At 69.8% G+C, this 23,495-nt stretch carries 19 protein-coding genes and 3 pseudogenes; 7 read left to right on the top strand and 15 right to left on the bottom strand.

The window, feature by feature from the left end; all coding sequences use genetic code 11:
• Positions 1–116: 116 nt before the first annotated feature.
• Entirely contained in the window at positions 117–1,358 is a 1,242-nt protein-coding gene (locus AB0H87_RS16560; protein WP_360145387.1) for an extracellular solute-binding protein, read from the bottom strand.
• A gap of 236 nt (positions 1,359–1,594) precedes the next feature.
• On the opposite strand from AB0H87_RS16560, the gene AB0H87_RS16555 reads away from it, so the two are divergent.
• The 3 genes and pseudogenes from AB0H87_RS16555 to AB0H87_RS16545 form a co-directional block, all read left to right on the top strand.
• Positions 1,595–3,409 (top strand): RICIN domain-containing protein, encoded by a 1,815-nt coding sequence (locus tag AB0H87_RS16555; protein ID WP_360145384.1) that lies wholly within the window; start codon positions 1,595–1,597, stop codon positions 3,407–3,409.
• 39 nt (positions 3,410–3,448) lie between these two features.
• Positions 3,449–4,939, top strand: a complete 1,491-nt coding sequence (locus tag AB0H87_RS16550; protein ID WP_360145381.1) for an arabinofuranosidase catalytic domain-containing protein — start codon at positions 3,449–3,451, stop codon at positions 4,937–4,939.
• A 163-nt stretch (positions 4,940–5,102) separates the two neighbouring features.
• Positions 5,103–5,255: pseudogene (locus tag AB0H87_RS16545) on the top strand (DUF4241 domain-containing protein); the annotation flags it as partial.
• A 43-nt stretch (positions 5,256–5,298) separates the two neighbouring features.
• On the opposite strand, the gene AB0H87_RS16540 reads toward AB0H87_RS16545, so the two are convergent.
• From AB0H87_RS16540 to AB0H87_RS16510, 7 genes are all read right to left on the bottom strand, one after another.
• On the bottom strand, positions 5,299–6,552 hold the full coding sequence (locus AB0H87_RS16540; RefSeq protein ID WP_360145378.1) for an iron-containing alcohol dehydrogenase: 1,254 nt from the start codon (positions 6,550–6,552) through the stop codon (positions 5,299–5,301).
• 49 nt (positions 6,553–6,601) lie between these two features.
• A complete protein-coding gene (locus AB0H87_RS16535; RefSeq protein ID WP_360145375.1) occupies positions 6,602–8,062 on the bottom strand; it encodes an NAD-dependent succinate-semialdehyde dehydrogenase in 1,461 nt (486 codons plus the stop codon).
• A gap of 108 nt (positions 8,063–8,170) precedes the next feature.
• A complete protein-coding gene (locus tag AB0H87_RS16530) occupies positions 8,171–9,247 on the bottom strand; it encodes an ABC transporter ATP-binding protein (RefSeq protein ID WP_360145372.1) in 1,077 nt (358 codons plus the stop codon).
• Positions 9,247–10,314, bottom strand: coding sequence for an ATP-binding cassette domain-containing protein (locus AB0H87_RS16525; RefSeq protein WP_360145369.1), 1,068 nt, complete (start codon positions 10,312–10,314; stop codon positions 9,247–9,249). Before AB0H87_RS16525 ends, AB0H87_RS16530 begins: the two co-directional genes overlap by 1 nt.
• The gene (locus AB0H87_RS16520; protein WP_360145366.1) at positions 10,314–11,225 is read right to left on the bottom strand and encodes a carbohydrate ABC transporter permease; all 912 of its coding nucleotides are present in this window, start codon (positions 11,223–11,225) and stop codon (positions 10,314–10,316) included. Before AB0H87_RS16520 ends, AB0H87_RS16525 begins: the two co-directional genes overlap by 1 nt.
• The gene (locus AB0H87_RS16515; protein WP_360145363.1) at positions 11,225–12,091 is read right to left on the bottom strand and encodes a sugar ABC transporter permease; all 867 of its coding nucleotides are present in this window, start codon (positions 12,089–12,091) and stop codon (positions 11,225–11,227) included. The genes AB0H87_RS16520 and AB0H87_RS16515 overlap by 1 nt, the downstream gene beginning before the upstream one ends.
• 80 nt (positions 12,092–12,171) lie before the next feature.
• The gene (locus tag AB0H87_RS16510; protein ID WP_360145360.1) at positions 12,172–13,554 is read right to left on the bottom strand and encodes an extracellular solute-binding protein; all 1,383 of its coding nucleotides are present in this window, start codon (positions 13,552–13,554) and stop codon (positions 12,172–12,174) included.
• Between the two features lie 374 nt (positions 13,555–13,928).
• Between AB0H87_RS16510 and AB0H87_RS16505 the strand changes: the two genes are divergently transcribed.
• From AB0H87_RS16505 to AB0H87_RS16495, 3 genes are all read left to right on the top strand, one after another.
• Positions 13,929–14,672, top strand: a complete 744-nt coding sequence (locus tag AB0H87_RS16505) for a GntR family transcriptional regulator (protein ID WP_360145357.1) — start codon at positions 13,929–13,931, stop codon at positions 14,670–14,672.
• Positions 14,673–14,760: 88 nt separating this feature from the next.
• The gene (locus tag AB0H87_RS16500; RefSeq protein WP_203116044.1) at positions 14,761–15,330 is read left to right on the top strand and encodes a DJ-1/PfpI family protein; all 570 of its coding nucleotides are present in this window, start codon (positions 14,761–14,763) and stop codon (positions 15,328–15,330) included.
• 19 nt (positions 15,331–15,349) lie between these two features.
• Entirely contained in the window at positions 15,350–16,171 is an 822-nt protein-coding gene (locus AB0H87_RS16495) for an alpha/beta hydrolase (protein ID WP_360145353.1), read from the top strand.
• 21 nt (positions 16,172–16,192) lie between these two features.
• Here AB0H87_RS16495 and AB0H87_RS16490 read toward each other — a convergent pair whose 3' ends face one another.
• The 4 genes and pseudogenes from AB0H87_RS16490 to AB0H87_RS16475 all read right to left on the bottom strand — a co-directional run.
• Positions 16,193–17,218 carry a LacI family DNA-binding transcriptional regulator gene (locus tag AB0H87_RS16490; RefSeq protein WP_360145350.1) on the bottom strand — a complete coding sequence of 342 codons (1,026 nt, stop codon included), beginning with the start codon at positions 17,216–17,218 and terminating at the stop codon, positions 16,193–16,195.
• The gene (locus tag AB0H87_RS16485) at positions 17,218–17,637 is read right to left on the bottom strand and encodes a carbohydrate-binding protein (RefSeq protein ID WP_360145396.1); all 420 of its coding nucleotides are present in this window, start codon (positions 17,635–17,637) and stop codon (positions 17,218–17,220) included. Before AB0H87_RS16485 ends, AB0H87_RS16490 begins: the two co-directional genes overlap by 1 nt.
• Positions 17,638–18,240, bottom strand: a pseudogene (locus AB0H87_RS16480) (glycoside hydrolase family 3 C-terminal domain-containing protein); the annotation flags it as partial. It lies immediately after the preceding gene.
• A 9-nt stretch (positions 18,241–18,249) separates the two neighbouring features.
• A pseudogene (locus AB0H87_RS16475) lies at positions 18,250–18,510 on the bottom strand (hypoxanthine phosphoribosyltransferase); the annotation flags it as partial.
• Positions 18,511–18,892: 382 nt separating this feature from the next.
• Here AB0H87_RS16475 and AB0H87_RS16470 point away from each other — a divergent pair.
• Positions 18,893–19,840 (top strand): helix-turn-helix domain-containing protein, encoded by a 948-nt coding sequence (locus AB0H87_RS16470; protein WP_360145347.1) that lies wholly within the window; start codon positions 18,893–18,895, stop codon positions 19,838–19,840.
• Positions 19,841–19,853: 13 nt separating this feature from the next.
• On the opposite strand, the gene tilS is transcribed toward AB0H87_RS16470, so the two are convergent.
• The 3 genes from tilS to dacB all read right to left on the bottom strand — a co-directional run bounded on the left by tilS (position 19,854) and on the right by dacB (position 23,373).
• Complete coding sequence (gene tilS, locus AB0H87_RS16465) at positions 19,854–20,789, bottom strand: tRNA lysidine(34) synthetase TilS (protein ID WP_360145393.1); 936 nt, start codon at positions 20,787–20,789, stop codon at positions 19,854–19,856.
• Positions 20,790–20,843: 54 nt separating this feature from the next.
• Positions 20,844–21,923 carry a zinc-dependent metalloprotease gene (locus AB0H87_RS16460; RefSeq protein WP_360145344.1) on the bottom strand — a complete coding sequence of 360 codons (1,080 nt, stop codon included), beginning with the start codon at positions 21,921–21,923 and terminating at the stop codon, positions 20,844–20,846.
• A gap of 64 nt (positions 21,924–21,987) precedes the next feature.
• Complete coding sequence (dacB, locus tag AB0H87_RS16455; protein ID WP_360145390.1) at positions 21,988–23,373, bottom strand: D-alanyl-D-alanine carboxypeptidase/D-alanyl-D-alanine-endopeptidase; 1,386 nt, start codon at positions 23,371–23,373, stop codon at positions 21,988–21,990.
• Positions 23,374–23,495: the final 122 nt, after the last annotated feature.

Here is a 23,495-nt window from a genome sequence, read left to right as displayed (position 1 = left end):
GGGGGGGCGGGGGGGGCCGGCCCGCCGGCGGCCGGGGTGGGCGGCCGGCCGCCGCCCCACCACGGTCCCGCTCGGTGGAGGTCCGGGTCGTATTGGTCATCGTGCCGGTTGACGTGCTACCTGTTCGCGGCCGCGGTCTGCGCGGCGGCGAGCGCTTCCTGCGGGTTCTTCGCGCCGCTGAGCGCCGCCTGGACCGCGGTCCACAACGGTTCGGAGATCTTCGGGTACTTCGTGCCGAGGTTGTCGCCCGTGCGACCACGGGCCGCCCTGACGGCCTCCACCCAGACCTTGAGCTTGGGGTCGGCGGCCACCTGGCGTTCCTGCACCGCGGCGACGGGTGCGACGTAGGAGAGCGTCGAGTCGGTCGTGAGCAGGTTGTCGCCGCTGGTCAGGCAGGCGACCAGTTGTTGCGACGTCGAGTACCGGCCGGTTTCGCGTTGGACCGGGATGGACACGAACTCGCCACCGGTCGGCGCCGGCGCCGGGCCGCCCGTGCTGGCCGGGATCGCGATGATGCCGTACCCGAAAGCGAGCTTCTCGGCGTTGCCCAGTTGCCAGGTGCCGTTCTCGGCGAATGCGAAGTCGCCGGTGGCGAACTCCTGCCAGCTCGTGGTCTGGGTGTTGTTGATGACGGAGTTCGGGGCGTAGCCCTGCTTGAGCCAGTCGGTCCACAGTGTCAGCGCGGACACCGCCTCCGCCGAGTCCAAACTGGTCAGTTGCGCGCCGGAACCCCAGAACCACGGCAGGAACTGGAAGCTGCCCTCCTCGGTGCCGATCGCGGAGAAGGTGATGCCCTTCTTCCCCGCAGCCTTGACCTTGGTCAGCGCCGCGGTCAGCGACGGCCAGTCCTTGATCGAGGCGGGATCGACGGCCGCCTTGGCCAGCAGATCCTTGTTGTAGTAGAGGGCGAGGGTGTTCGCACCGATCGGCACCCCGTAGGTCTTGCCTCCGCTCTGGCCGGCGCTGAGCAGGTTGGCCTCCATGCTCGACACGTCCAGCTTGTTCTCCTCGGTGGTGGTCAGCGCGCCGGCCTCGGCCAGCGTCGAGATGACCGGGTTGTCGACGACCAGCACGTCTGGCGAGTTCCCCTGCTGGGCGGCGAGCAGCGCCTTGTTGGTCAGGTCGGTGGTGTCGTAGCCGGTCCGCTCGACGGTCACCCCGGCGGCGGTACCGCACTTCTTGAGCAGTGCGACCCAGTCGGAGTCGTCGGCGAACTGGGGGTACGGGTCCCAGACGAGGTAGGCGCCACCGCCCTCGGCGGGGCTGTCGGTGGACGACGAGCAGGCGACCGTCGTCACGGCGGAGAGGACTATCACGGCGACGGCGGCCAGGCGCCGCAGTCGGCTGAGCCTTGTCATGTGCTGCCTCATTTCGCGTGGCGAACCGATTCGACGAATCGGTTCGCCCGAAGATAGGACTGTCCATACTCGGCGGTCAAGGGATGATCGGGTACGCGGGCGAGGGGGTCACGAGAGAGCCATCTGCCGCGCTCGGCCGATTCATTGACATCCTTGAGTCCCGGTCATACGATCCTGGCGAATCGATTCGCAGTGCAGCCTCCGGAGCGCGTCCCCGCCCCACCAAGGAGCCGCCCGTGAAACTCCGTCCCGCGGCGACCGTCACCCGACTCGTGGTCGGTCTGCTCGCCACCGCCGCCACCGTGACCGTCGCCGCGTCTCCGGCCCAGGCCGCCGACGAGTCGATCAGCGTCAACTTCGCCACGACCACGGGCACGCCGACCTACCGCGCGTCCGGCTGGATCTACGGCATGACCGAGAACGCCAGCGGCCCGGCCGACCACTTCTACCGAGACGTCAAGTTCCAGTACATGCGCGCCGGGGGTGCGCAGCTGGCCGGCAGCGGCTGGGTCGGCGGGACCTACGACCGCCGGTGGACCTCCACCCTCGCCCAGGCCCGCCGGACCGCCGCCCTCGGCGGCACGTTCATCCTCCTGCCGCACGACCTGTGGGGCGCGGACGGCGCCGGGATCTCCCGCTTCCCCGGCGACAACGGCAACTGGACCGACTACGACGCCTTCCTGAGCCGTCTCGTCAACGACGTCCGGGCGTCCGGGCTGTCCGTGCAGTGGGACATCTGGAACGAACCCAACATCACCATCTTCTGGAACCGCCCGATCTCGCAGTACCTCGAACTGTGGCGGCGCACCTACCAGCGCATCCGGGCGGAGTTCCCCAACCAGCTCATCGTCGGACCGAGCTGCGCCTGCGTGCCCTCCACGAACCACACCTTCTGGAACCAGTACCTGGACTTCGTGCGCTCCACGAACACGGTGCCGGACATCGTCAGCTGGCACTCGCTGCCGGGCGACCCGGTCGCCAACGTCGCCGCCGCCAACGCGACCCTCGACCCGCGCGGCATCGCCCATCCCCGTCCGTACCAGATCAACGAGTACGGGGCGCCCGACGAGCAGAACCCTGCCGACGGCGCCTGGTACATCGCGCGCCTCGAACGCGCCCGTGCGGACGGCCTGCGGGCGAACTGGGCCGGCGGCGGCAACCTGCACAACGACATCGCCAACCTGCTGGTCCGCAACCCGGCCGGCCAGCATCAGCCCAAGGGTGAGTGGTGGGCCTACCGCTACTACGGATCCCAGACCGGGCAGGCGGTCGCGGTGACGGCGAGCCAGTCCTACGACGCGTACGCCACGAAGGCGACCGGCGAGGCGAAGGTTCTCGTCGGCGGTGGTCGTACCACCGGGAACCTGACCGTCAACCTGCAGCGGCTGGACACCACCAGCGACATCGTGCAGAACAACCAGGTGCGGGTCCGCACGCAACGGGTCCCGAACAACGGTGGCGGCGCCGTGCAGGGCCCGGTCACCGTGTCGAACAGCGTGGTCACCGTCGTCAACAACAGCGTCACCGTGACCCTGCCGTACGCGAACCAGACCGACACGTACACCGTCACGCTGTTGCCGCCCTCGGACGGCGGCTTCCAGTCGGTAGCCGTGGCCCAGCACTCCCAGCAGTGCCTGGACAACACCGGCCTGATCTCCACCGACGGCAATGCCCAACAGCAGTTCTACTGCGAAGGCGGCGACCAGCAGCTGTGGAACTTCCGCCCGGTCGCCGGCGTGGCAGACACGTACACGGTGGTCAACCAGCAGAGCGGCAAGTGCCTCGACGTCAACGGCGTCTCGACCGCCAACGGCGCCGCCGTGATCCAGTGGACCTGCCAGAACGGCCTCAACCAGCAGTTCACCCTCCGGAAGGTGACCTACTCGGGCAACGACTCGCACGACTACCAACTCGTCGCCCGGCACAGCGGCAAGTGCGTCGACGTCAGCGGCGTCTCCACCGCGGCGCGGGCGCCGATCATCCAATGGACCTGCAACGCGAGCGGCCAGGGCAGCCCGCTGAACCAGACGTGGCGGATCTGGGGTCGCTAGTCCAGCCAGCCATCGGCACTCATCCTCGAGGAGCTATTCGTGCGACTGCGAAGCCGTCCCCTTCGACGTCCCCCCGCTCTGGCCGGTGCGCTGACCGGCCTCGTCCTGGTGGCAACGCTCGCCGGTGCCGCGCCCGTGTCGGCCGCCGCCATCGAACCGGGGCAGAGCACCCGGATCGTCGGCGTTCAGTCCGGCCGCTGCCTGGACGTCGCCAACGCCAGCACCGCCAACGGAGCCGCGACCCAGCTGTGGGACTGCCAGGGCGGCGCCAACCAGGCCTGGACCTGGACATCGACCAGACAGCTCATGGTGTACGGCAACAAGTGCCTCGACGCCTCGGGTCAGGGCACCGCCAACGGCACAGCTGCGATCATCTGGACCTGCAACGGCCAGACCAACCAGCAGTGGAACGTCAACTCCAACGGCACCATCACCGGGGTGCAGTCCGGGCTGTGTCTTGACGCCAACGCCAACGGCACCGCGAACGGCACGAAGGTCCACCTGTGGGCGTGCAACGGCGGCGCCAACCAGCAATGGACGTCGCCGGCCACGCAGCAGCCGACCGGCGCGCGCCCGTGCGACATCTACGCCTCCGGCGGCACCCCGTGCGTCGCGGCGCACAGCACGACGCGGGCGCTCTACGGGGCGTACGCGGGCAACCTCTACCAGGTACGGCGCTCGTCGGACAACGCCACCCGCGACATCGCGGTATCGAGCACGGGTGGCACTGCCAACGCAGCGACACAGGACGCCTTCTGCGCCAACACCAGCTGCGTGATCACGGTCGTGTTCGACCAGTCCGGACGCGGAAACGACCTTTGGTACCAGGGGTCGAGCGTGGTCCCGGGCTCGCCGCAGAGCAGGCCCGCGGTCGCGACGTCGGAGTCCCTGACGGTGGGCGGTGCCAAGGCGTACTCGCTGTACATCAACCCCGGCAACAGCTACTGGCGGGACGGGCATCTGACCGGCGTGCCGACCGGTGCCGCGCCCGAGGGCATGTACATGGTGACCAGCGGCGCCCACGTCAACGGTGGCTGCTGCTTCGACTACGGCAACAGCGAAACGACCAGAAAGGCCGACGCCGCCGGCGCGATGGACGCGATCAACTTCAGCACCCAGTGCTGGTTCGGCGGCTGTTCCGGCTCGGGCCCCTGGGTGCAGGCAGACCTGGAGTGGGGCCTGTTCTCCGGCGGAAGCCAGAGCTGGAACTCGAACCAGCGCGCCTTCACCAGCAAGTTCGTCACCGCGACGCTGAAGAACAACGGCACGACCCGCTTCGCCATCAAGGGCAGCAACGCCCAGTCCGGCAGCCTCTATACGCTCTGGGACGGCTCGCTTCCGTCGGGATACAGCCCGATGCGGAAGCAGGGCGCGATCATCCTGGGCAGTGGCGGTGACTGTTGCAAACCCGACGGCGGCGCCAACCTCAGCGCCGGCACCTTCTACGAAGGGGCGATGGTGGCCGGCTATCCGTCCGACGCGACGGAGAACGCGGTACAGACCAACGTGGTGGCGGCCGGCTACCGCTGACGCGGGTGCCACCCCGCTCTACCCGTCCCTCGCGGCGGACCTGTTCCGTCCCGGCACACGCCACATGCTGAAACGGGCGACACAGCGGTGAGCGAGATCGTGCCGGGCGGCTTCCTCCGGCTGCCCACCGGTCGGCTGACAGCCGCAGCTCGACGGCCGCGTCGCCGCGGCGCGGCTGGCCATCGCCCAGCCCGTGACCTCATGGGACCTCGCCGTGCGAGCCGGCGAGGACCCGTCCACGCTGGCACCCGGATACTTCTTCGGCGTCGGAGTGGACACGGGCACGATGGCGCTCTTCGACGAGGCCGCGCACGAGGCGGTGGGCCGCAACACTCACGGTGTGGCTAGAGAACTCAACGTCATGCGAATGGACGGTCACAGTCTCTGCTCGGAGTCCGGACGTGCCGTGTCCGGTCACCGGTCCACGCCGCTTCGAGGATCGCGGTCAGGCTGGCGGTGTCGGTCGGGCCCGGATGGTTCTGGATCAAGCGGGTGACGCCACCGGCCATCTCCGCGAAGCGCGGGAGGTCGGCGCGTGCCACGCCGATGTCCGCCAAGGTAGGAGGGATGCCGATGTCGGCAAGGAGCCGGTCGAGCCAGGTGAGGAATGTGTCCGCGGCCTCGGCATCCGAGGCGTCGGTCACGTCGAGCCCGCACACCGTGGCGAGGGTGGCCAACCGGTCGCCGATGGCATCCCTGGCCGCGTCGAGCGCGTACGGCAGTAGCAGCCCGACGCCCAGGCCGTGCGGTGTGTGCGTGGCTGCGCCGATGGGGTACTGGAGGGCGTGCGGAGCCGCGTTGCCCGCGTGGGAAAAGGCGAGTCCCGCGAGCATGGAGCCGTAGGACATGTCCGCGCGCGCGTCCGTGTCGCGTCCGTCTTTGACGGCACGGCGCAAGCTACGGGCGATCCGCTCCGCGGCCAGGAGTGCGTAGTGGTCGGTGATCGGGTTGCGGCCGAGGAAGACCTGCTCCACCGGGTCGCGCGGTTCGTGGGCCCGGGGTCGCGCGGTGTAGCTCTCCACCGCGTGACAGAACGCGTCGATGCCGGAATGGGCGGTGACGGCGGGAGGGCAGGTGTAGGTGAGTTCGGGGTCGACGATGGCGAAGTCGGGCACGATGTGGACGCTGGAAACCCCCACCTTCAACTCGCGGTCCGGGTCGGTCAACACCGAGACGGGAGTTAGCTCGGAGCCGGTGCCTGACGTCGTCGGGACAGCCACGAGGGCCATCGTCGGCCCCGGCACCTTCGACTCGCCGTAGAAGTCGCGGGGCGTCCCGCCGTGGCGCCGGATGACGCCGACGATTTTGGCTAGGTCGATCACCGTGCCACCCCCGATGGCGAGGAGCACGTTCGCGTCCACCTTCGCGGCGGCCGAGACGGCCAGGTCGACATCGGCGAGCGGTACGTCCGGCGTCGCGTCGGAGAACACCTCGACGGCCTCGACCTTGTCCCGCACGGCGGCCACGATCGCGGCCACGCCCGGCTGCCCCAGCAGGACCTGGTCGGTCACGATGAGGACTCGCGAGCCACACTCGGCGACCACTCGTGGGATGTTCTGTGCGACCCCTTCGCCAACTATCAGCTGGCGTGGTCCGCGGACGGTCTCAAGCATGTCAGCGCCTCTCTGGAGCGTCGGCTCCCGTCGCCCTGGTGCGGCCCGGTCACGGTAGGTCGATCGCCGCGTAGGTCAGGTCGAGGTACTCGAGGATGCCTTCGTGTGACCCCTCCTTGCCGATCCCGGACTGCTTCACGCCTCCGAACGGAGCTGACGGGTCCGATATCAGACCACGGTTGATGCCGACCATTCCCGTATCCAGCCCGTCGGTGAACCGGAGCGCCCGCTGGAGGTCCCGGGTGAAGACGTATCCGACCAGGCCGTGCTCGGTGTCGTTGGCCTTCGCCATCACCTCGTCGTCAGACGTGAACGCGATGATCGGCGCCACCGGGCCGAAGATCTCCGCCTGCAGCATCCGCGCGTCGTCGGGCACGTCGACGAGGACCGTAGGCGGGTAGAAGTGGCCTGGGCCATCCGGACGCTCGCCGCCCACCAGGACCCGGGCGCCGCGATCGACCGCGTCGGCGACGAGCTCGTCAATCTTGGCGACCGATGCCTCGTCGATCAACGCCCCGACGTCCACGCCGTCGTCGAGACCGTGGCCCACCGAGAGCGCGCCCATCCGCTCGGCGAAGCGCGCCGTGAATTCCTCCCGCACCGGCTCCTCGACGTAGATCCGGTTGGCCGCGATGCAGGACTCCCCGATGTTGCGCATCTTGGCCACCATGGCACCGTCGAGCGCGACGTCCAGGTCAGCGTCGGCGCACACGATCAAGGCGGCGTTGCCGCCCAGTTCCATCGAGGTGCGCAGCACGTTGTCCGCGGCCTGTCGTAGCAGCGCACGCCCGACCTCGGTCGACCCGGTGAACGAGAGCTTGCGGGTCCGAGCGTCGGCCAGCAGCGCGGAGACCACCTCGCTGGCACGCTTGGTGGTCACCACGTTGACGACGCCCGGGGGAACGCTGACCTCCTCCATGATGCGGGCCAGGAACAGCATGGTGAGCGGCGTCTGGGCTGCCGGCTTGGTGATCGTCGTGCAGCCCGCCGCCAGCGCGGGAGCGATCTTGCGAGCGCCCATGGCCAACGGAAAGTTCCATGGCGTCACGAAGACGCACGGTCCGACCGGCTTCGGCACGGTGAGGATGCGATATCCACCTGAGGGGGCGGTGCTGTAGCGCCCCTCGACGCGCACCGCCTCCTCGGCGAACCAACGGAAGAACTCGGCGCCGTAGGCCACCTCTGCCCGAGCCTCGGCGAGCGGCTTGCCCATCTCGAGCGTTATCAGCCGGGCGAGCTCCTCGGATCGCTCGGTCAGTGCCCGGTGCGTCGCGGTCAACAACTCCGACCGTTTCCGCGGCGGGGTCGCCGCCCACTCCGCCATCGCCGTGCTCGCCGCGTCCAGTGCGGCGAGCCCGTCAACGACGTAGGCGTCCGCCACCTCGGCGATGGTCTTGCCGGAGGCCGGGTCCTCGACGGCAAACGTGGCTCCACTCGCGGCGTCGCGCCAGGCGTCGCCGATCCGGAGCCGCCGGTGCTCGGGGGCCAGGACGTTCATCGGGTCACTCATCTGCGTCCGCTCCTGTGGTGTTCTTGGTGATGTCCGGCGCAGGGCGAAACCCCGCGCCACCGATCGCCTTCTCGGGGTGCGGGCGCACGTTGCCGTCGCCCGGCGCGGTTACCGCCCGGCCTCGGACAGCGACACCCCGGTGCCCGCGTCGAACAGGTGCGCACGGTCCAGGTCGACCGTGACGAGCAGCCGCTCGCCCGGCGTACCGGTGATGGTGGGTCGTGCTTTGACCTTGAGGATCTGCGACCCCACTCGGACGTCGACCACCGTTCGGTCGCCGAGCGGCTCAAGCCCGTAGAGCTCCCCCGACAACGACGCGTTCCCACGCTGCTCGACGGACAAGTCCTCGGCGCGCAGGCCCAGCAGCAGCGGACGACCGTCCTGCGCCGTGGTCCAGCGGGGCCGCGGCAGCGTCCAGCCTTCCGTACCGACCAGACGATCTCCCTCGGCGTGGCAGGCGAGCAGGCTGATCGGCGGGCTCCCCACGAATCCCGCGACCCACTGGTTGGCCGGACGCTCGTACACCTCGGTCGGTGTTCCGACCTGTTGCACCTTCCCCTCCTTGAGGACCGCGACCTGGTCGGCCATGGACAGGGCCTCGACCTGGTCGTTGGTCACGTAGACGAAGGTCGCGCCGAGGCTCCGGTGGATGCGGGTGAGCTCGGTGCGCATCTCGACGCGGAGCTTGAGGTCGAGGTTCGTCAGTGGCTCGTCCATGAGAAACGCGCGCGGGTTACGGACCAGCGCGCGGGCCAGGGCGACACGCTGCATCTCACCGCCCGACAGCTGCGCGGGACGACGCCGCAGCAGACCTTCGATGTGCAGCAGGTTCGACATCCGCTCGACGGCAGCGGCGATCTCGCTCGAAGAACGGCGACGTGCCCGCAGCGGCGAAGCGATGTTCTCGTACACCGTGTGTCGCGGGTACAGGGCGTAGCTCTGGAAGACCATGGCCAGGTCGCGTGCGGCCGGGGCGTCACCGGTCGCGTCCCTCCCGTCCAGATGCACCGACCCGGCGTCGAGCTTCTCGAGGCCGGCGATCGCTCGCAGGGTCGTCGTCTTGCCTGCCCCGGAGGGTCCGAGGACGACGAAGAACGAGCCCTCCGGGACGTCCAACGTCACCCCGTCCAGGGCCCTGACCTTGCCGAAGGACTTGCACAGCCCGTGCACTGCCACGGTTCCCATCAGGCCACCAGCTCTTCCGTGCGCGGGTCGTAGACCGTCGGGGGCCCGCCGGTGTGCCGCAGCCCGACCGGTGCGTCAGCGGCGAAACGGCCGGTCGGTGGCATCCGAACCCGTACGTCGCGCTGGCCGCCGTGGTCAACGACATAGATGATCTCGTCGCCCAGCCACTCCGCCGAGACCACGCGGGCCGGGACCGAACGTTCCGCTCCTGGTTCGGTTACTTCCAGCGCCTCCGGACGGACGCCAGCGACCAGGCAACGGTCGCGCGGCAGACCTTGCGGTGGCGTGAGGGCCAGTCCGCCCTGACTGCGCAGCTTCCCGTCGGCCACCTCCACCTCGATCAGGTTCATCGGCGGGGAGCCGATGAACGCGGCGCAGAAAAGAGTCGCCGGACGGTCGTAGACCTCCAGCGGCGTGCCGATCTGCTCGACGCGGCCCTTGTTGAGGATGGCGATCCGGTGACCGAGCGACATCGCCTCGACCTGGTCGTGGGTGACGTAGACCATGGTCGTGCCCAGCTCCCCCTGGAGGTGTTTGATCTCGGTGCGCATGTCGGCCCTCAGCTCCGCGTCCAGATTGGTGAGAGGCTCGTCCATGAGGAATGCACGCGGTCGTCGCACCAGGGCGCGCGCGAGCGCGACGCGCTGCTGCTCCCCGCCGGACAGCCGGCGCGGTCGCCGGTCCAGGAGCGGACCGAGCCGCATCAGCCGGGCCGCCTCGTCGACCCGCTCGCGCACCTCGGCCTTGGGCAGTCCCTCAGCCCGCAGTGGGAACGCCAGGTTGTCGCGGGTTCGCAGATGCGGGTAGAGAGCGTAGAACTGGAACACCATGGCGATGTCGCGCTCGGCGGGCGGCAGGTCGTTGACCAGCGTGTCGCCGATGCGGATGTCGCCCGTCGTCTGCCTCTCCAGGCCGGCTATGGCGCGCAGCGTGGTCGTCTTGCCGCAACCCGAAGGGCCGAGCATCACGAACAGCTCGCCGTCGCGGATGGACAGCTCCACGTGATCGACTGCGACCGTCCCGTCCGGGTAGCGCTTGTGCAGGGCGGTCACCTCGATGCCCGCCATCAGCGTCGCACCGCCCCGAGCGTCACACCGGCGACGAGGTGCTTGCGCACCAGGTAGGCGAAGACGAGCACCGGTAGGGCGAACACCACGGAGGAGGCGGCCACAAGACCCCAGTCCACAGTGGTGCCACCGATGAGGCCGGCGATGGCGGGTGGGGCCGTCCGCACGTCGTCGCTGGAGGTAAGGAAGATGGCGAACACGAACTCGTTCCACGAGAAGATGAGCGCGAAGACCGCCGTCGCGGCGATTCCGGGCACGAGCAGGGGAAGGGTAAAACGCCGGAACGCCTGCAAGCGGGTGTAGCCGTCGAGCATGGCGGCATCCTCGTATTCCGCGGGCACCTCGTCGACGAACCCCTTCATCATCCAGATCGTGAACGGCAGGTTGTACGCGGCGTAGATGAGGATCAGGCCGAGTTCGGTGTCGATGAGTCCGACCTGCCGGTACATGAGAAAGATCGGAATCACGACCACCACGGGCGGCATGAAGCGGGTCGACAGGATGAAGAACAGCTGGTCCTTCTTGGCCTTCATGGCGAAGCGGGAGTAGGCCCAGGCCGCCGGGACCCCCAGCACGGTAGCCAGCAACGTGGAGACCCCGGCGACCACGACGGAGTTGAGGAACGAGACGGACAAGCCCGAGCGACCGCCGCCGGACGCGACGAACACGTCCTTGAAATGGTCCATGGTGACCTGGAAGTCGAAGAACTTGGCCGGGATGGCGTAGACGTCCCGGTTCTCCTTGATGGACGTCTCGATCATCCAGAGCACCGGGAAGAGCATCACGACGGCCAGTACGGTCAGGAGGGCGACCTCGAGCACGGAGCGGCCCCGGCCGCCAAGGCGGCGCGTGGGGGACGTGTGACCCCGGACAGGATCTGCGGACACGGCCTCGTTGACGGAGACGCCCATCAGTCCTCCTTGAGCTTGTTCAAGTAACGCAGGTAGAGCTGCGTGAGGACGATGACGACGAGGACCATGAGGATCCCGTACGCCGACGCGGTTCCGGTGTTGAAGCCCAGGAACGCGACCTTGTAGACGTGGAACGACAACGTCTCGGTGGAGACCCCCGGACCTCCGTTGGTGAGGATGTAGACGAGGTCGAACAGCCGGAAGGCCTCGATGGCCCTGAACAGCACGGCAATGAGGAGCAGCGGCCACACCAGCGGAAGAGTGATGGTGCGGAACCGGAACCACTCGGACGCGCGGTCGATCGAGGCGGCCTCGTACAGGTACTTGGGAACCGCGGTAAGGCCGGCAAGTGCGATGAGCATGATGAACGGCGTCCATTGCCAGGTGTCGACCACGATCAGGGAGATCAATGCCGTTCGCTGCCGGGTGAGCCACTCCACCTGCCCCAGGCCGAGCGAGCCGAGCATGCTGTTGACCACGCCGAATTGCGCGTCGAGCATGAATCGCCAGAACAGACCGACCACGACGGGCGACAGCATCATCGGAACGAGGAACAGCGTGGTCAGCAGTCCCCGCCCGTGCGTGCGTCGCGAGATCAGGTAGGCGATGACGAAACCGAGCACGGTCTGCAGGCCGACCGCGCCGACCACGTAGATCAACGTCGTCAGGGCCCGCTGGTGGACCTGCGCCGAAGCGAGGACCGCGGTGTAGTTCCCGAACCCGATGAAACGAGCGGGCCCCCCACGGGTGGCCGAGTAGTCGGTGAAGGACAGGTACACGGCCCATAGCAACGGAAACACCGACATTGCGAGCAACAGCAGCAGCGCGGGGGAGACGAGGGCCAAGGCGAGCCCGCGGTCGCTCAACCGGCGGGACCGACCCGGTGCAGGCGGCGTCGCGGACGCCGCCTGCCCGGGGTGGTCGGTCGTCAGAGGGACGGGGTCACTCACAGCACGCCGCCGCCCTTGCGGCTGGAGTCGAGCACGCCCTGCTGCTCCTTGGCGATGTCGTCGAGCGCTTCCTTCGGCTTCTTCGCGCCATTGAGAGCGGCGTTCACGTTGGTGTTCTCGATGTCGACGAGGCGTGCGTACTCGGGCACGTTCCACATGTCCCGCATCCGCGGAACCGAGTCGGTGTACACCTGGTTGAACGGCGCGGCATTGAGGAACTCGGGCGACTCCAGGGCGTCCGTACGCGATGGCACGCCACCAGCCGCGGCCCACTTCTTCTGGATGTCAGCCCGCTCGAACCACTTCATGAAGTTCAGGGCCTCCGCCTGGTTGGCCGCGGAGGAGTAGGCCGACACGTGCATCCCCATACCGCCGAGAGGCACCAGGTTCGTCTTCTGGCTCGGCAGGGTGGCAAAACCCAGCTTGTCGAGAATCTGCTCCCGCGTGGTGCCGAGCGTCGACTGCTTCGGGTCGAGCAGGCCGCCGCTCGCGGCGATCCAGTTGAACGCGATACATGCCTTGCCCTGGGCGACCGCCGCGTTCACCTCATCGATGAACCAGTTGCCGGACCCCGTGGCGGTCAGCGGCTTCATCTTGTTGACCAGGACGTCCATCGCCTCCTGGCCCGCGGCGTCGTTGAGGACGCCCTCGATCTTGCGGGTCTTGGAGTCCCAGAGGTTGCCGCCGTAGACGCCGTTGACCGTGTTGTAGGTTACGGCCGCGGCGTCGGAGCCGTTGGCCTGGTGGAACGCCAGCCCGCTGACGCCGGGGTTGTCCGCCTGGCACTTCTCGGCGACTGAGATCATCTCGTCCCAGGTCTGCGGTGGCTTGTCGCCGATCAGGTCCTTGCGGTAGATCATCGTCCAGGTGTCGCCGAGCAGCGGCAGGCCGTACAGGCTGGCGCTCTCGTCGCGCTTGCCGGTCTCCGCCTGGGGGAACTGGCCGTAGGCCGCCAGGAGGTACGGGTTGTACGCCTTGACGTCGATGTTGTTCTTGACGAAGTCGGTGATGTCGAGGATGTTGCCGTTCGTTACGGCCTCGCCGATGTGTTGCGAGTCCAGGATCGCGATGTCGAAGTCGGTCTTGCGCGCGGCGAACTGGGTGAACATCGCATCGTGCCAGTTCGCGTTCGGCACGGTGTTGACCTTGATGGTCGTGTTCGGTCGCTCCTTTTTGTACTCCGCGTTGGCGAAGGCTTCCAGCGCCTGGGCGGGGGGCCATTCGAACCAGATGAAGCTGAGGGTCAGCGGGTCCTTGGTGAGCTCCGGGATGGTCGCCGGCGCCTTGGGGGCGCTCGCGTTCGCGCCGTCCTCCTGGCCATCGCCGCAAGCCGTCACGGTCGTGGCCGCCAGCAGCATGGCCGCCGTCGCCAGCCGCACCTTTCGACCGGGAGCGGACGGTCGTCCTATTCGCCGGGGATACCGCATCTTCTGCCCTGCTTTCTGAGTGGGGACTTCTAGAGCCTCGCTACGTGCTTCGCCGAGCAGGTACTGGGTTGATCAGGCGTGTTGCCGGGCTGTCGCGGGGCTGACCCGCGGGCCGGCGTCACGAGTACGCCGCGATGTACTGGTCTCACGCCGTCGAAAGTCCGCCATGCGATCGAAGTAGAGCGATGGCTGGCGGTTCCGCGACGGTGCCGGATGGCGATCATCCGGCACTTTTCCTATACGATCGCTTGGGGCGTCAGGATGCCGCAGCGTTGTGACGGATGTCAACATGCTCGCGAAGACGCAGGAAAGGACCTCACGTCACGATGGACGACGAAGCGATGATCGCCTTGGGCCGGAGGGCCATGACGGGCGGAACGCCGCCGGAAAGATCTCGCGGCCGGCTTGCCGACGAGGTGTACGACACGCTGCTCGGACAGCTGATGTCGCTACGGATCGAGCCTGGCTCCCGCGTCACGATCGACGTCCTGGCGCGCGAGCTTGGGGTCTCGCAGACGCCGATCCGAGACGCCTTGAACCGTATGGAGGCCGAGGGCCTGGTCGTGCGTGTGCCCCATGCCGGCTACCGCATTCCCCCCCAGATCACCCGGCACCGATTCGAGGACATGCTCGAGGTCCGCCTGCTCCTCGAGCCGGCAGCGGCGCGCAGATCCGCCGAACGCGCATCGTTGGCGCAGGTGGCCGGTCTGCGACGAATGCTGGAGGAGATGGCGGAGCTGGAGAGGGGCAGCGAGCCCTTGGCCTACGGCGCCTTCGGCCTACGCGACGCCGCTTTTCACGATCTCGTCGCCCTGAGCGCGGAGAACCAGGTCATCCGTGAAGCGCTCGCGCGCCTGCACAGCCATGTGCACCTCTTCCGGCTTCACCACGACACCCAGGTCACCCACCAGGCCATGGCCGAGCACGAGGAAGTGGTGGCCGCGATTGCCGCGCGTGACCCGGACGCCGCCGCGTACGCGATGCGTCGGCACATCTTGCGGTCCGGCGAGCGTTTTCGACGGTTCTTCGATGAGGTCGAGGGCGCGGGCGGAATGGCGGCAGAGGCTTGACGGGCCGGTGGGGCCGAGGAATGCTAACTCCACCGGATCGGATTGGATTGGATTCGCCTCACCCGCCCCTAGATTCGAGGAGAAGCAGGTGCCCAGAGCGCTGCTCCTGACCGGCGATGCCGCCGAGGAGCTCGACACCATGTATCCCTACTATCGCGTGCAGGAGGGCGGCTGGGACGTCGACGTCTCGTCACGGACGATGCGTGACGTGCAACTGGTCATCCACGAGTTCGACCCCAACTCGGACGCGTACGTGGAGAAGAACGGCCGGAAACTGCCGGTCGACGTGCCCTGGGCCGAGGTCGACGTCGAGCGCTATGACGCCCTCATCATCCCCGGGGGACGTGCCCCCGAATGGATCCGGGTCGACGCCGACGTCAGGCGCATCACCGAGCACTTCTTCGCCCGCAACCTACCCATCGCGCTGGTGTGCCACGGCGCGCAGGTGCCAGCGGTGTACGGGCTACTGAAGGGTCGAAAGACGGCGTGCTTCCCGCCCATCACCGGTGACATGGAGAACGCCGGCGCGACGGTCATCGACGCTCCCGACGTCGTGGACGGCAACCTTGTCTCCTGCCGGGGGTGGCCCGACATGCCGCAGTTCGGCCGGGCGATGATGGAGCTCTTTTCGAAGTCTGTCAGCTCCGCATCGGCATGAGCTCACCTGGCCTGCCTCGGTGACAGCATTTCGGACGGTCACAGTCGACGCTTCCCCCGTCCACGTCCTGGAGAGCGGCACCGGACCAGCGGTGCTGATGCTGCATGGGTCCGGACCCGGCACGACCGGGTCCGGCGCCTGGAGGGCGACGGCGCAGGCGCTGGGCACGTCCTGGCACCTGGTGGCTCCTGACCAGGCGGGGTTCGGCCGCACACCCGTCCCGGCGGGCTCGAGGGGTGGCCTCCGGCTGTGGACGGAGCAGGCCGCGGGCCTGATGGACGCGCTGGGTGTCTCGCATTACGCCGTGGTGGGTCACTCCATGGGCGGTGCCGTGGCGCTGGCGTTGGCGGCCGCGCGCCCCCAGCAGGTCACCCGTGTCGTGGCGGTCTCGACGATGGGCGCCCCAGGGGCGCCGCTGTCCGCCGACCTCGAAGCAATCTGGGCCGCCCCCGCCGGCCCGCTCGGGGCACGAGACATGCTGAGTCGCCTCGTCCTCGACCAAACGCTCGTGACCGGTTCTGCCGTCGATGCCCGTGCGGCTGCGATGCGAGCGGGGGCGGCCGAATACGCGTCGTTGTTCCCTCCACCCAGGGCACGGTGGGTCGACGAGCTCACCCTCTCGGCGCACACGTTGGCAACGGTCCGCGTGCCCGTGCTGCTCGTTCACGGCGCCGAGGACCGGGTCACCCCGCTCGAGACAGCAGCCCTGCCCCTGCTCGAACACCTGGCCGATGTCCGTCTGCACGTGCTCGGCCGATGCGGGCACGTGCCGGCGATCGAGCATCCGCACGAGTTCAGGCAACTCCTGTCTTGCTTCCTCCGCCGGGACCCGGGTCACTGAGGTCCGCACCGCCTACGCAAGCTACCGCTGGTGGTCGGTGCTCGCTCGGACGGTCAGCGCCGGGGCCAACAGCGTCGCCTCCGATGGGGTCGCCCCCGAGAGTTTGGCCATCAGCAGGGACACCGCCTGGCGGCCTAGTTCTTCCGCCGGGATCGACACCGAGGTCAAGGCCGGCCGTGTGCGTGCGGCGATCTCGTCCGGGCAGATCGCGATCACCGACACGTCGCGTGGGACCCGGCGGCCCATCGACGGCAGCAGGGTCAGCACGTGTTCGACGGCCGCCTCGTTGTGGACCACGATGCCCGTCGTGCCGGGGTGCGCGCGGAACAGGTCGCGCAGCGTTGCCGACACCGACGATCGGTCCTCCTCGCACGGCTCCGCCACCCCCGAAACGCCGAGAGCGGAGATCGCCGCGAGGAAGCCCGCCCGCGTGCGGTGGGCGAAACCCGTGCCCCGGGCATAGACCACCGCCGGAGCCCCCAGCAGCGCGACCCGGCGATGGCCCAGCGCGACCAGTTCCTCGACACACCGGGCCCCGGCGCCGTGGAAGTCGAGGTCGACACAGGTCAGGCCCCGCGCGTCGGCCGGGAATCCGATGAGGACGCTCGGGCGCCGCAGTTCGCGTAGGAACGGCACGCGCGGGTCCGACATCTCGACGTCCATCACCACGACGCCGTCCACCATGGAGCTGTCCGCGACCCGGCGCAGTCCGGCCGGTCCTTCGTCGGCCGTCATCACCAGCACGTCGTGGTCGTGGCCGCGGGCACCGGTGACCACGGCCGTCATCAGCTGCATGACGATCGGCAGGTGCATCCCCGTCCGCAGCGGCAGGACCAGCGCGATCACGTTCGCCCGCCGGCTGGCCAGTGCCCGGGCGCCCGCGTTGGGCCGGAAGCCGAGCGTCGCGATGCTGGCCAGGACCCGTTCGCGGGTGGCCGTCGAGATCGTCCGCTTCGCCGACAGGACGTACGACACCGTGCTGACGGCGACACCGGCGTGCCGCGCCACGTCGGCGATCGTCACGAGGTCGGGGCGTTTCGCGGCCACTAGCGGAACCCCAGCTCGGCGACGCGGGTGCCGGCCGCACCCAGCACCAGGTAGACGTCGTGCACGCCGCCCGGGACGAGATCGCCGCTGACGTCGGTCCAGCCGCCCGCCGGCACGTCCAGGTCGGCGGCCACCGGCCCGGAGACCGGGTCGTCGAGGCGGACGGTGATCTTGGTTCCCCCGGGCGGCGCGGCGACGCGGACGAGCACCTGTCGAGCGGGCGGGACACCGTGGAAGGCCAGCCACGCACCGGCCCGCACCGCGCGGACGGCGTCGCCGGCCCGGGGCGTCTCCGGCGTCAACACGGTCCCGGACTCGGCGTCCCGGTCCGCTGCCCGGAGCCGACCGCGGGCGCCGATCACCTCACCGCGCACCCGCAGGGTGGTGACGGCGGTGGCGTCGAGACACGACCGGCCCACCCAGACCGTGTGCTCGGCCGCCTCGACGACCGGCCGGCCCGCCGCCCAGGTCGCGAGATCGGCGGCGGGCAGCGTCAGGGTCACCGTCTCGGCGGCGCCCGGAGCGAGCCGGACCCGCCGGAACCCGCGCAGCCGGCGCAGGGGCTGCTTCACCCGCGAGGTCCGCTGGTGCGTGTAGAGCTGCACCACGTCCTCGCCGGGCCGGTCGCCGACGTTGTGCACCTCGACGCTGACCGCCACCTCGCCGTCAGCGTCGACGCCGCAACGCAGGGAACGGTGGACGAAGCGGGCGTATCCCAGCCCGTGGCCGAAGGGATAGAGCGGCACGCCGCGGAAGTACTGGTACGTGGCGTCGGCCGAGATGATGTCGTAGTCGAGCAGGTCCGGCAGCTCACTCGCGTCGGCGTACCACGTCTGGGTCAGACGACCGACCGGCTCCACGAGCGAACCGGATGCCGTCGCGCCCAGCAGCACGTCGGCCAGGGCCGCGCCGAACTCCTGCCCGCCGTGCGCCGACCACAGCACCGCCGGCACGTTCTCGCGCGCCCAGCCGACGGCGTACGGATAGCCGCTCACGAGCAGCAGCGCGGTGCGCGGGTTGGCGGCATGGACGGTGGTGCCCTGCCCGTAGGAGGAGACCGCCATGAACTCCAGCTCGACGGGCGGACCGTGGCGGCCCAGCGCCCGGGCGAAGTCAGCGACGAACATCACCGCGCCCTTGAGAACGCAGACCAGTAGCAGCCCGTCCTGAACGGTCGAGTAGTCGCTGGCCACCTGCTTGGCGAGCGCGGCGGTCTTCTCCCGGATCTCCTCCTCGGTGATGATCACGTGATCGATGTCGGCGTCGTACCAGGAACCGGAGCCGTCGGTCATGCCCTTAAGCCTGCATCACGCGGGTTACGCCCCGATGGCCGACCCACCAGGAAGAAGAGGTGGCCACCCAGGGCTACCGGGCGGCCACCGATCAAGATCAGTAAGTCTGTGGTTCTCGGAAGCCACCGCGTGATGGCTTCCAGTCGGCCGAGTCGTGGGAGTCCACCGTGATGCCGAGGGCGGAAGCGACCGCGAGGACCAGCAGAAAGGCGACAAAAAGGACGAGTTCCATGGCGGTTACCCCTTGGTTGTCTTGTTTCGAGGACCGCCGGCGCGCACCGGGCTTGACATAGATAAGTCTGCGCCGGAGCCAGGTGTTCAGACAGTGGCAGAGATGCCATACATCGTCGAATTCCTGCCAGACTTCCGCTAGGCTGCGAGCATGCTTCGCAACGTCGCGGTCGTGGTCATGGACGGGGTCGCCGCCTTCGAGCTGGGCGTGCTGTGCGAGGTCTTCGGCAGCGACCGCACAGCCGACGGCTTCCCCGGCTACCGCTTCGACATCTGCTCACCCGACGGCGGTCCGGTGCGTGCGGAGAACGGCTTCACCCTGGTCCCGCCGGCCGACCTGACCCCGCTGGAGGACGCCGATCTGGTGGCGGTCCCGGCGCACAAGGGTGGTTCGGTCGTGCCGCCGTCCGTGCTGGCGGCGCTGCGGCGGGCCGACGCCCGCGGCGCCCAGATCCTGAGCGTCTGTTCCGGTGCCTTCATCCTCGGCGAGGCCGGCCTGCTCGACGACCGCGAGTGCACGACGCACTGGCGCTACGCCGACGAGCTGCAGGCCCGCTTCCCGCGGGCGAAGGTCGCCTGCAACCACCTCTACGTCCACGACGGCAACCTGCTGACCAGCGCCGGCACGGCCGCGGGCATCGACGCCTGCCTGCACCTGGTGCGCCAGCAGCACGGCTCGGAGATCGCCACGAAGCTGGCCCGCCGAATGGTGGTGCCACCACACCGCGACGGCGGCCAGGCGCAGTACATCGAGGCCCCGATCGCCCGCACCCCCGACGCGCCGACACTCGAGCCGCTGCTCACCTGGCTGATCACGAACCTCGACCGGCCGATCACGGTCGACGACCTGGCGGCCCGCGCGCACATGGCACCCCGCACGTTCGCCCGCCGCTTCCGCGCGGAGACCGGCACGACGCCGCACGACTGGCTGACCGGGCAGCGGGTGCTGCTCGCCCGCCGTCTGCTGGAGGAGACGGAGTTGGCGGTGGAGACGGTCGCGGGCAAGAGCGGCTTCGGCGACGCGGCAACGCTGCGACACCACTTCAGCCGCCGCGTGGGCGCGACGCCGCACGCCTACCGGTCGACCTTCCGGAAGTAACCTGCGCCTCGGGTCAGTCCGTGAGGGCTCGGAGTACGCCGGAGACCCGGGCCGCTCGGATTCCGCCCGGTAGGTGTACCGCGCCCTGGCCGTGCCAGGCGGTTACCAGCGCTTCCAGTGCCGTGACGTGTCGGTGCGACAGCGCGGCCGGTGAGCAACCCAGTGACAGCGCCCACGAATGCAGGGCGCGCGCTCGCAAGGCCGGCAGCAGGGCCTCCAGCATCGCCACCGACAGGCCTTCCTCCAGCTTGGAGCGTTCCAGCTCCTCGGCCGCGAGCACGTCCAGCGCCTCCGCGTCCTGGGCCAGCAGGCGGGCCGTGCGGGCCAGGTTGGACACCACCCCGGGGCCGAGGGCGTCGACGAGCGCGGGCAGCGCGGAGCCGCGTACCCGGGAACGGGCGTAAGAAGGATCCAGGTTGTGCGGGTCCTCCCACGGCTCGAGGCCCATCGCGGCGCAGGCCTTGCGGGTCTCGTCGCGGGACATGTCGAGCAGCGGGCGCAGCAGCGCGACGCCCTCGACGTCGCGGCGGTCCGGCATCGCCGCCATGCCCCGGGGGCCGGCACCGCGGGCGAGCGCGAGCAGCACGGTTTCGGCCTGGTCGTCGCGGGTGTGGCCGAGCAGCACGGAGTTGGCCTCGTGGGCGCGGGCGGTTTCCAGCAGCGCGTCGTAGCGGGCCTCGCGGGCCGCCGCCTCAGGACCGCCGGGGCGGCCGGACACGTCCACCGGCACCACTATCGACGGTCGCAGGTCGACGGTCTCGCCCCAGGCGGCGACCGCGGCGGCGCGGCGGTCGGAGCCGTCCTGCAGGCCGTGGTCTATGGTGATCAACCCCGCGCGCAGGCCCATCCGGGGAGCGACGAAGGCAGTCGCGGCGGCCAGCGCCAGCGAGTCGGCACCGCCCGAGCAGGCGACCAGGACCAGGGCGTCCTTGCGTATCCCGTGCAGCATCCGGCGGACCGCGACGCGGGTCGCGGCGACCGTTGGCGCGGGACCGACCACAGCTCAGCCCTGCGTCAAAAGCGGACCGTTACCGCCGCCGGGCCCGTGCACCCGGGCCACCCAGGCATCCGGGTCGCCCAGCTCCTCGAGCCGTGGCAGCGTCAGCGGTGAGCTGAAGATCTTGTTGAAGCCGGCCATGCCGACCCGCTCGACGACGCCGTGCACGAACTTGCGGCCCTCGGCGTACTGCCGCATCTTCACGTCGATGCCGAGCAGCTTGCGCATGGCCTTCTCGAGCGGGTTGCCGGCCTCGCGGCGCCGGTTGAAGCGGGCCCGGATCTGCTCGACCGTGGGTATGACCTCGGGGCCGACGCCGTCCATCACGAACTCGGCGTGGCCTTCGAGCAGGGTCATCAGCGCGGTCAGCCGGTCGAGCACCGCGCGCTGCCCGGGCGTCTGCACGAGGTCGAGCACGCTGGCCCGGCTGTCCGGGTCGCGGATCGCGTCGGACAGGGTGGCCACCGCGCGGCGGAGCCGGTCGGTCAGGTGCTCGGTGCCGGTCTGCGAGGCGTCGACGAACGACTGGACCTCGCCGAGGAAGTGCGCGCGCATCCAGGGCACCGACGTGAACTGGGTGCGGTGGGTGACCTCGTGCAGGCAGACCCAGAGCCGGAAGTCGCGGGGCTCGGCGCCGAGCTTGCGCTCGACCTCGACGATGTTCGGCGCGACCAGCAGCAACTGCCCCGGATCGGTGGAAAACACCTCATACTGCCCGAGTACGCGGCCCGAAAGGTAAGCCAGCACGCTGCCGGCCTGCACCCCGGTCAGCCGGGAGCCGATCGCGTCGGTGAGGGCGCCGGGCTCCTTGTCACCGGAGAGGCGGGTGATCAGCGGAGTGATCACCTCGCGCAGCCCGGCCACGTTGACGGCGGCCCAGTCACGGCGGTCGACGATCCGCACCGGTGGATGAGCGACCTGCGACCGCAGGCCCGTGTAGTCACTGACGTGCCCTGCGGCCTCTTCGGTCAGCCGACGCAGGTCGGCGACCACCTCGGTGGCCTCTTCGTAAGAGGCCCGGGGGCCCGCCTTGCCGAGCGCCCCCGCCGTCGCGGCGGCCAGATCCCAGTCCACGAACTGCGCCATCACCCCACGGTACCCGGGCTGGACACCCCCGGCGTCCCATCCGCTAGCGGCAGCTAGCGGGCCTTCACTCGTCGCAACCGCAGTTGGCGAGGGCCGCGGCGATCTTGTCGAGGTGGTCGCGGGCCGTATCGCTGCCGGCCGTCACCCCGTCGGTGAGGATGGAGAACGCCAGCAGGCGGCCATCGGCCGTGGTCACCGTGCCGGCCATCGCATGGTTGCCGGTGAGCGTGCCGGTCTTGGCCCGCACCACGCCGGCGGCGGCCTTGCGGGTCGCCGTGTTGCCGAACCGGTCCTCGAGCGTGCCGGACCAGGCGGCCACCGGGATGCCGGCGAACAGCTCGGTCAGCTCCGGGCGCTTGCCGGACGCGGCCAGGGCGATCAGCTCGGTCTGCGCCTGTGCGGTCAGCCGGTCGGTGCGGGACAGCCCGCTGCCGTCCGCGAGGACCAGCCCGTCGGTCGGCACGCCCAGCTCGCCGAGGGCGGCGGTCATCGCGGCGCGGGCACCGGCGTACGAGGCCGGCTTGCCCTTCGCCAGCGCGACCTGCTTGGCCAGCGCCTCGGCGACCACGTTGTCGCTGTCGACCAGCATGAACTCGACCAGCCGGACCATCGGCGGCGACTCGACCCGGGCCAGCTCGTCGCCGGGGTTCGTCGCGCCGGGGTTCGTGGTGCCGGTCGGGCTCGGGGTGGCCGGGTCGGCGGGCACCGAGCCCTTCGGCGCCGGGGCCGGTGTGCCGCTCACGCCGAGCGCCTTCGCGAAGGCCTGTGCGGCGGCGAGGTCGGGCTTGCTGGACCGCTCGGAGTAGTGGTTGGCCTCCTCCGTCGGCGACTTGCGGGCGCCGTCGATGGTTAGCGCCGTCGACGCGCCCCCGAAGCCGCCGGTCGGGATGTCGGAGTCCCACCCGGGCTCGTAGACGGGTCCGGAGTAGAGCGAGCTGTCGTACCAGACCTTGGTGGGCTTCGTGCCGCCGAGGGCCTTCTTGGTCGCGGCGGCCAGCCGGTCGAGCCGGGCCGCACCCGGGTAGAAGCTCTTCGCGTTGGCGCCGAGCGTCGGGTCACCGCCGCCGACCAGGATCACCTCGCCGGGGCCGGGGCCGGCGACCACCCGGGTCGGGATCCGGTAGGCGGGGCCGCGGGTTGACAGCACCGTGGCCGCGGTGACCAGCTTCATCGTCGAGGCCGGCACGGTCGGGATCTCGCCGCCGTTCGCGTAGAGCACGTTGCCGCTGGCCACATCACGGACGACGACGCTGGTACGACCGCCGATGCCGCCGTCGGTGACCAGCTTGCCGAGGGCCTTGGTGAGGCCGGCCTTGTCGGGCATGGGAGCGGTGCCGTTGAGGGCGGCGAGCACCGGGCCCGGGGGTGGCTCGGGCGGGTCGACGACCGGGGCGGCGCGGCCCGCGCTGTCGTCGCCGAGCCAGGCGGCGACCGGGCCGGGGCGGACCACGACGAGACCGGCCGCGAAGACGACCAGGACCAGGATGCCGGTGAGCGCGATCAGGCGATCCTGGCGTACCGGTTCCGCACAGCCGACCTCGCGGAGGCCCCGCGCCTGCAACTCCTGGCCTC

The organism is Asanoa sp. NPDC050611 (assembly GCF_040654855.1).
Taxonomy (GTDB): domain Bacteria; phylum Actinomycetota; class Actinomycetes; order Mycobacteriales; family Micromonosporaceae; genus Asanoa.
This window is presented reverse-complemented; position numbering and strand designations above follow the sequence as displayed.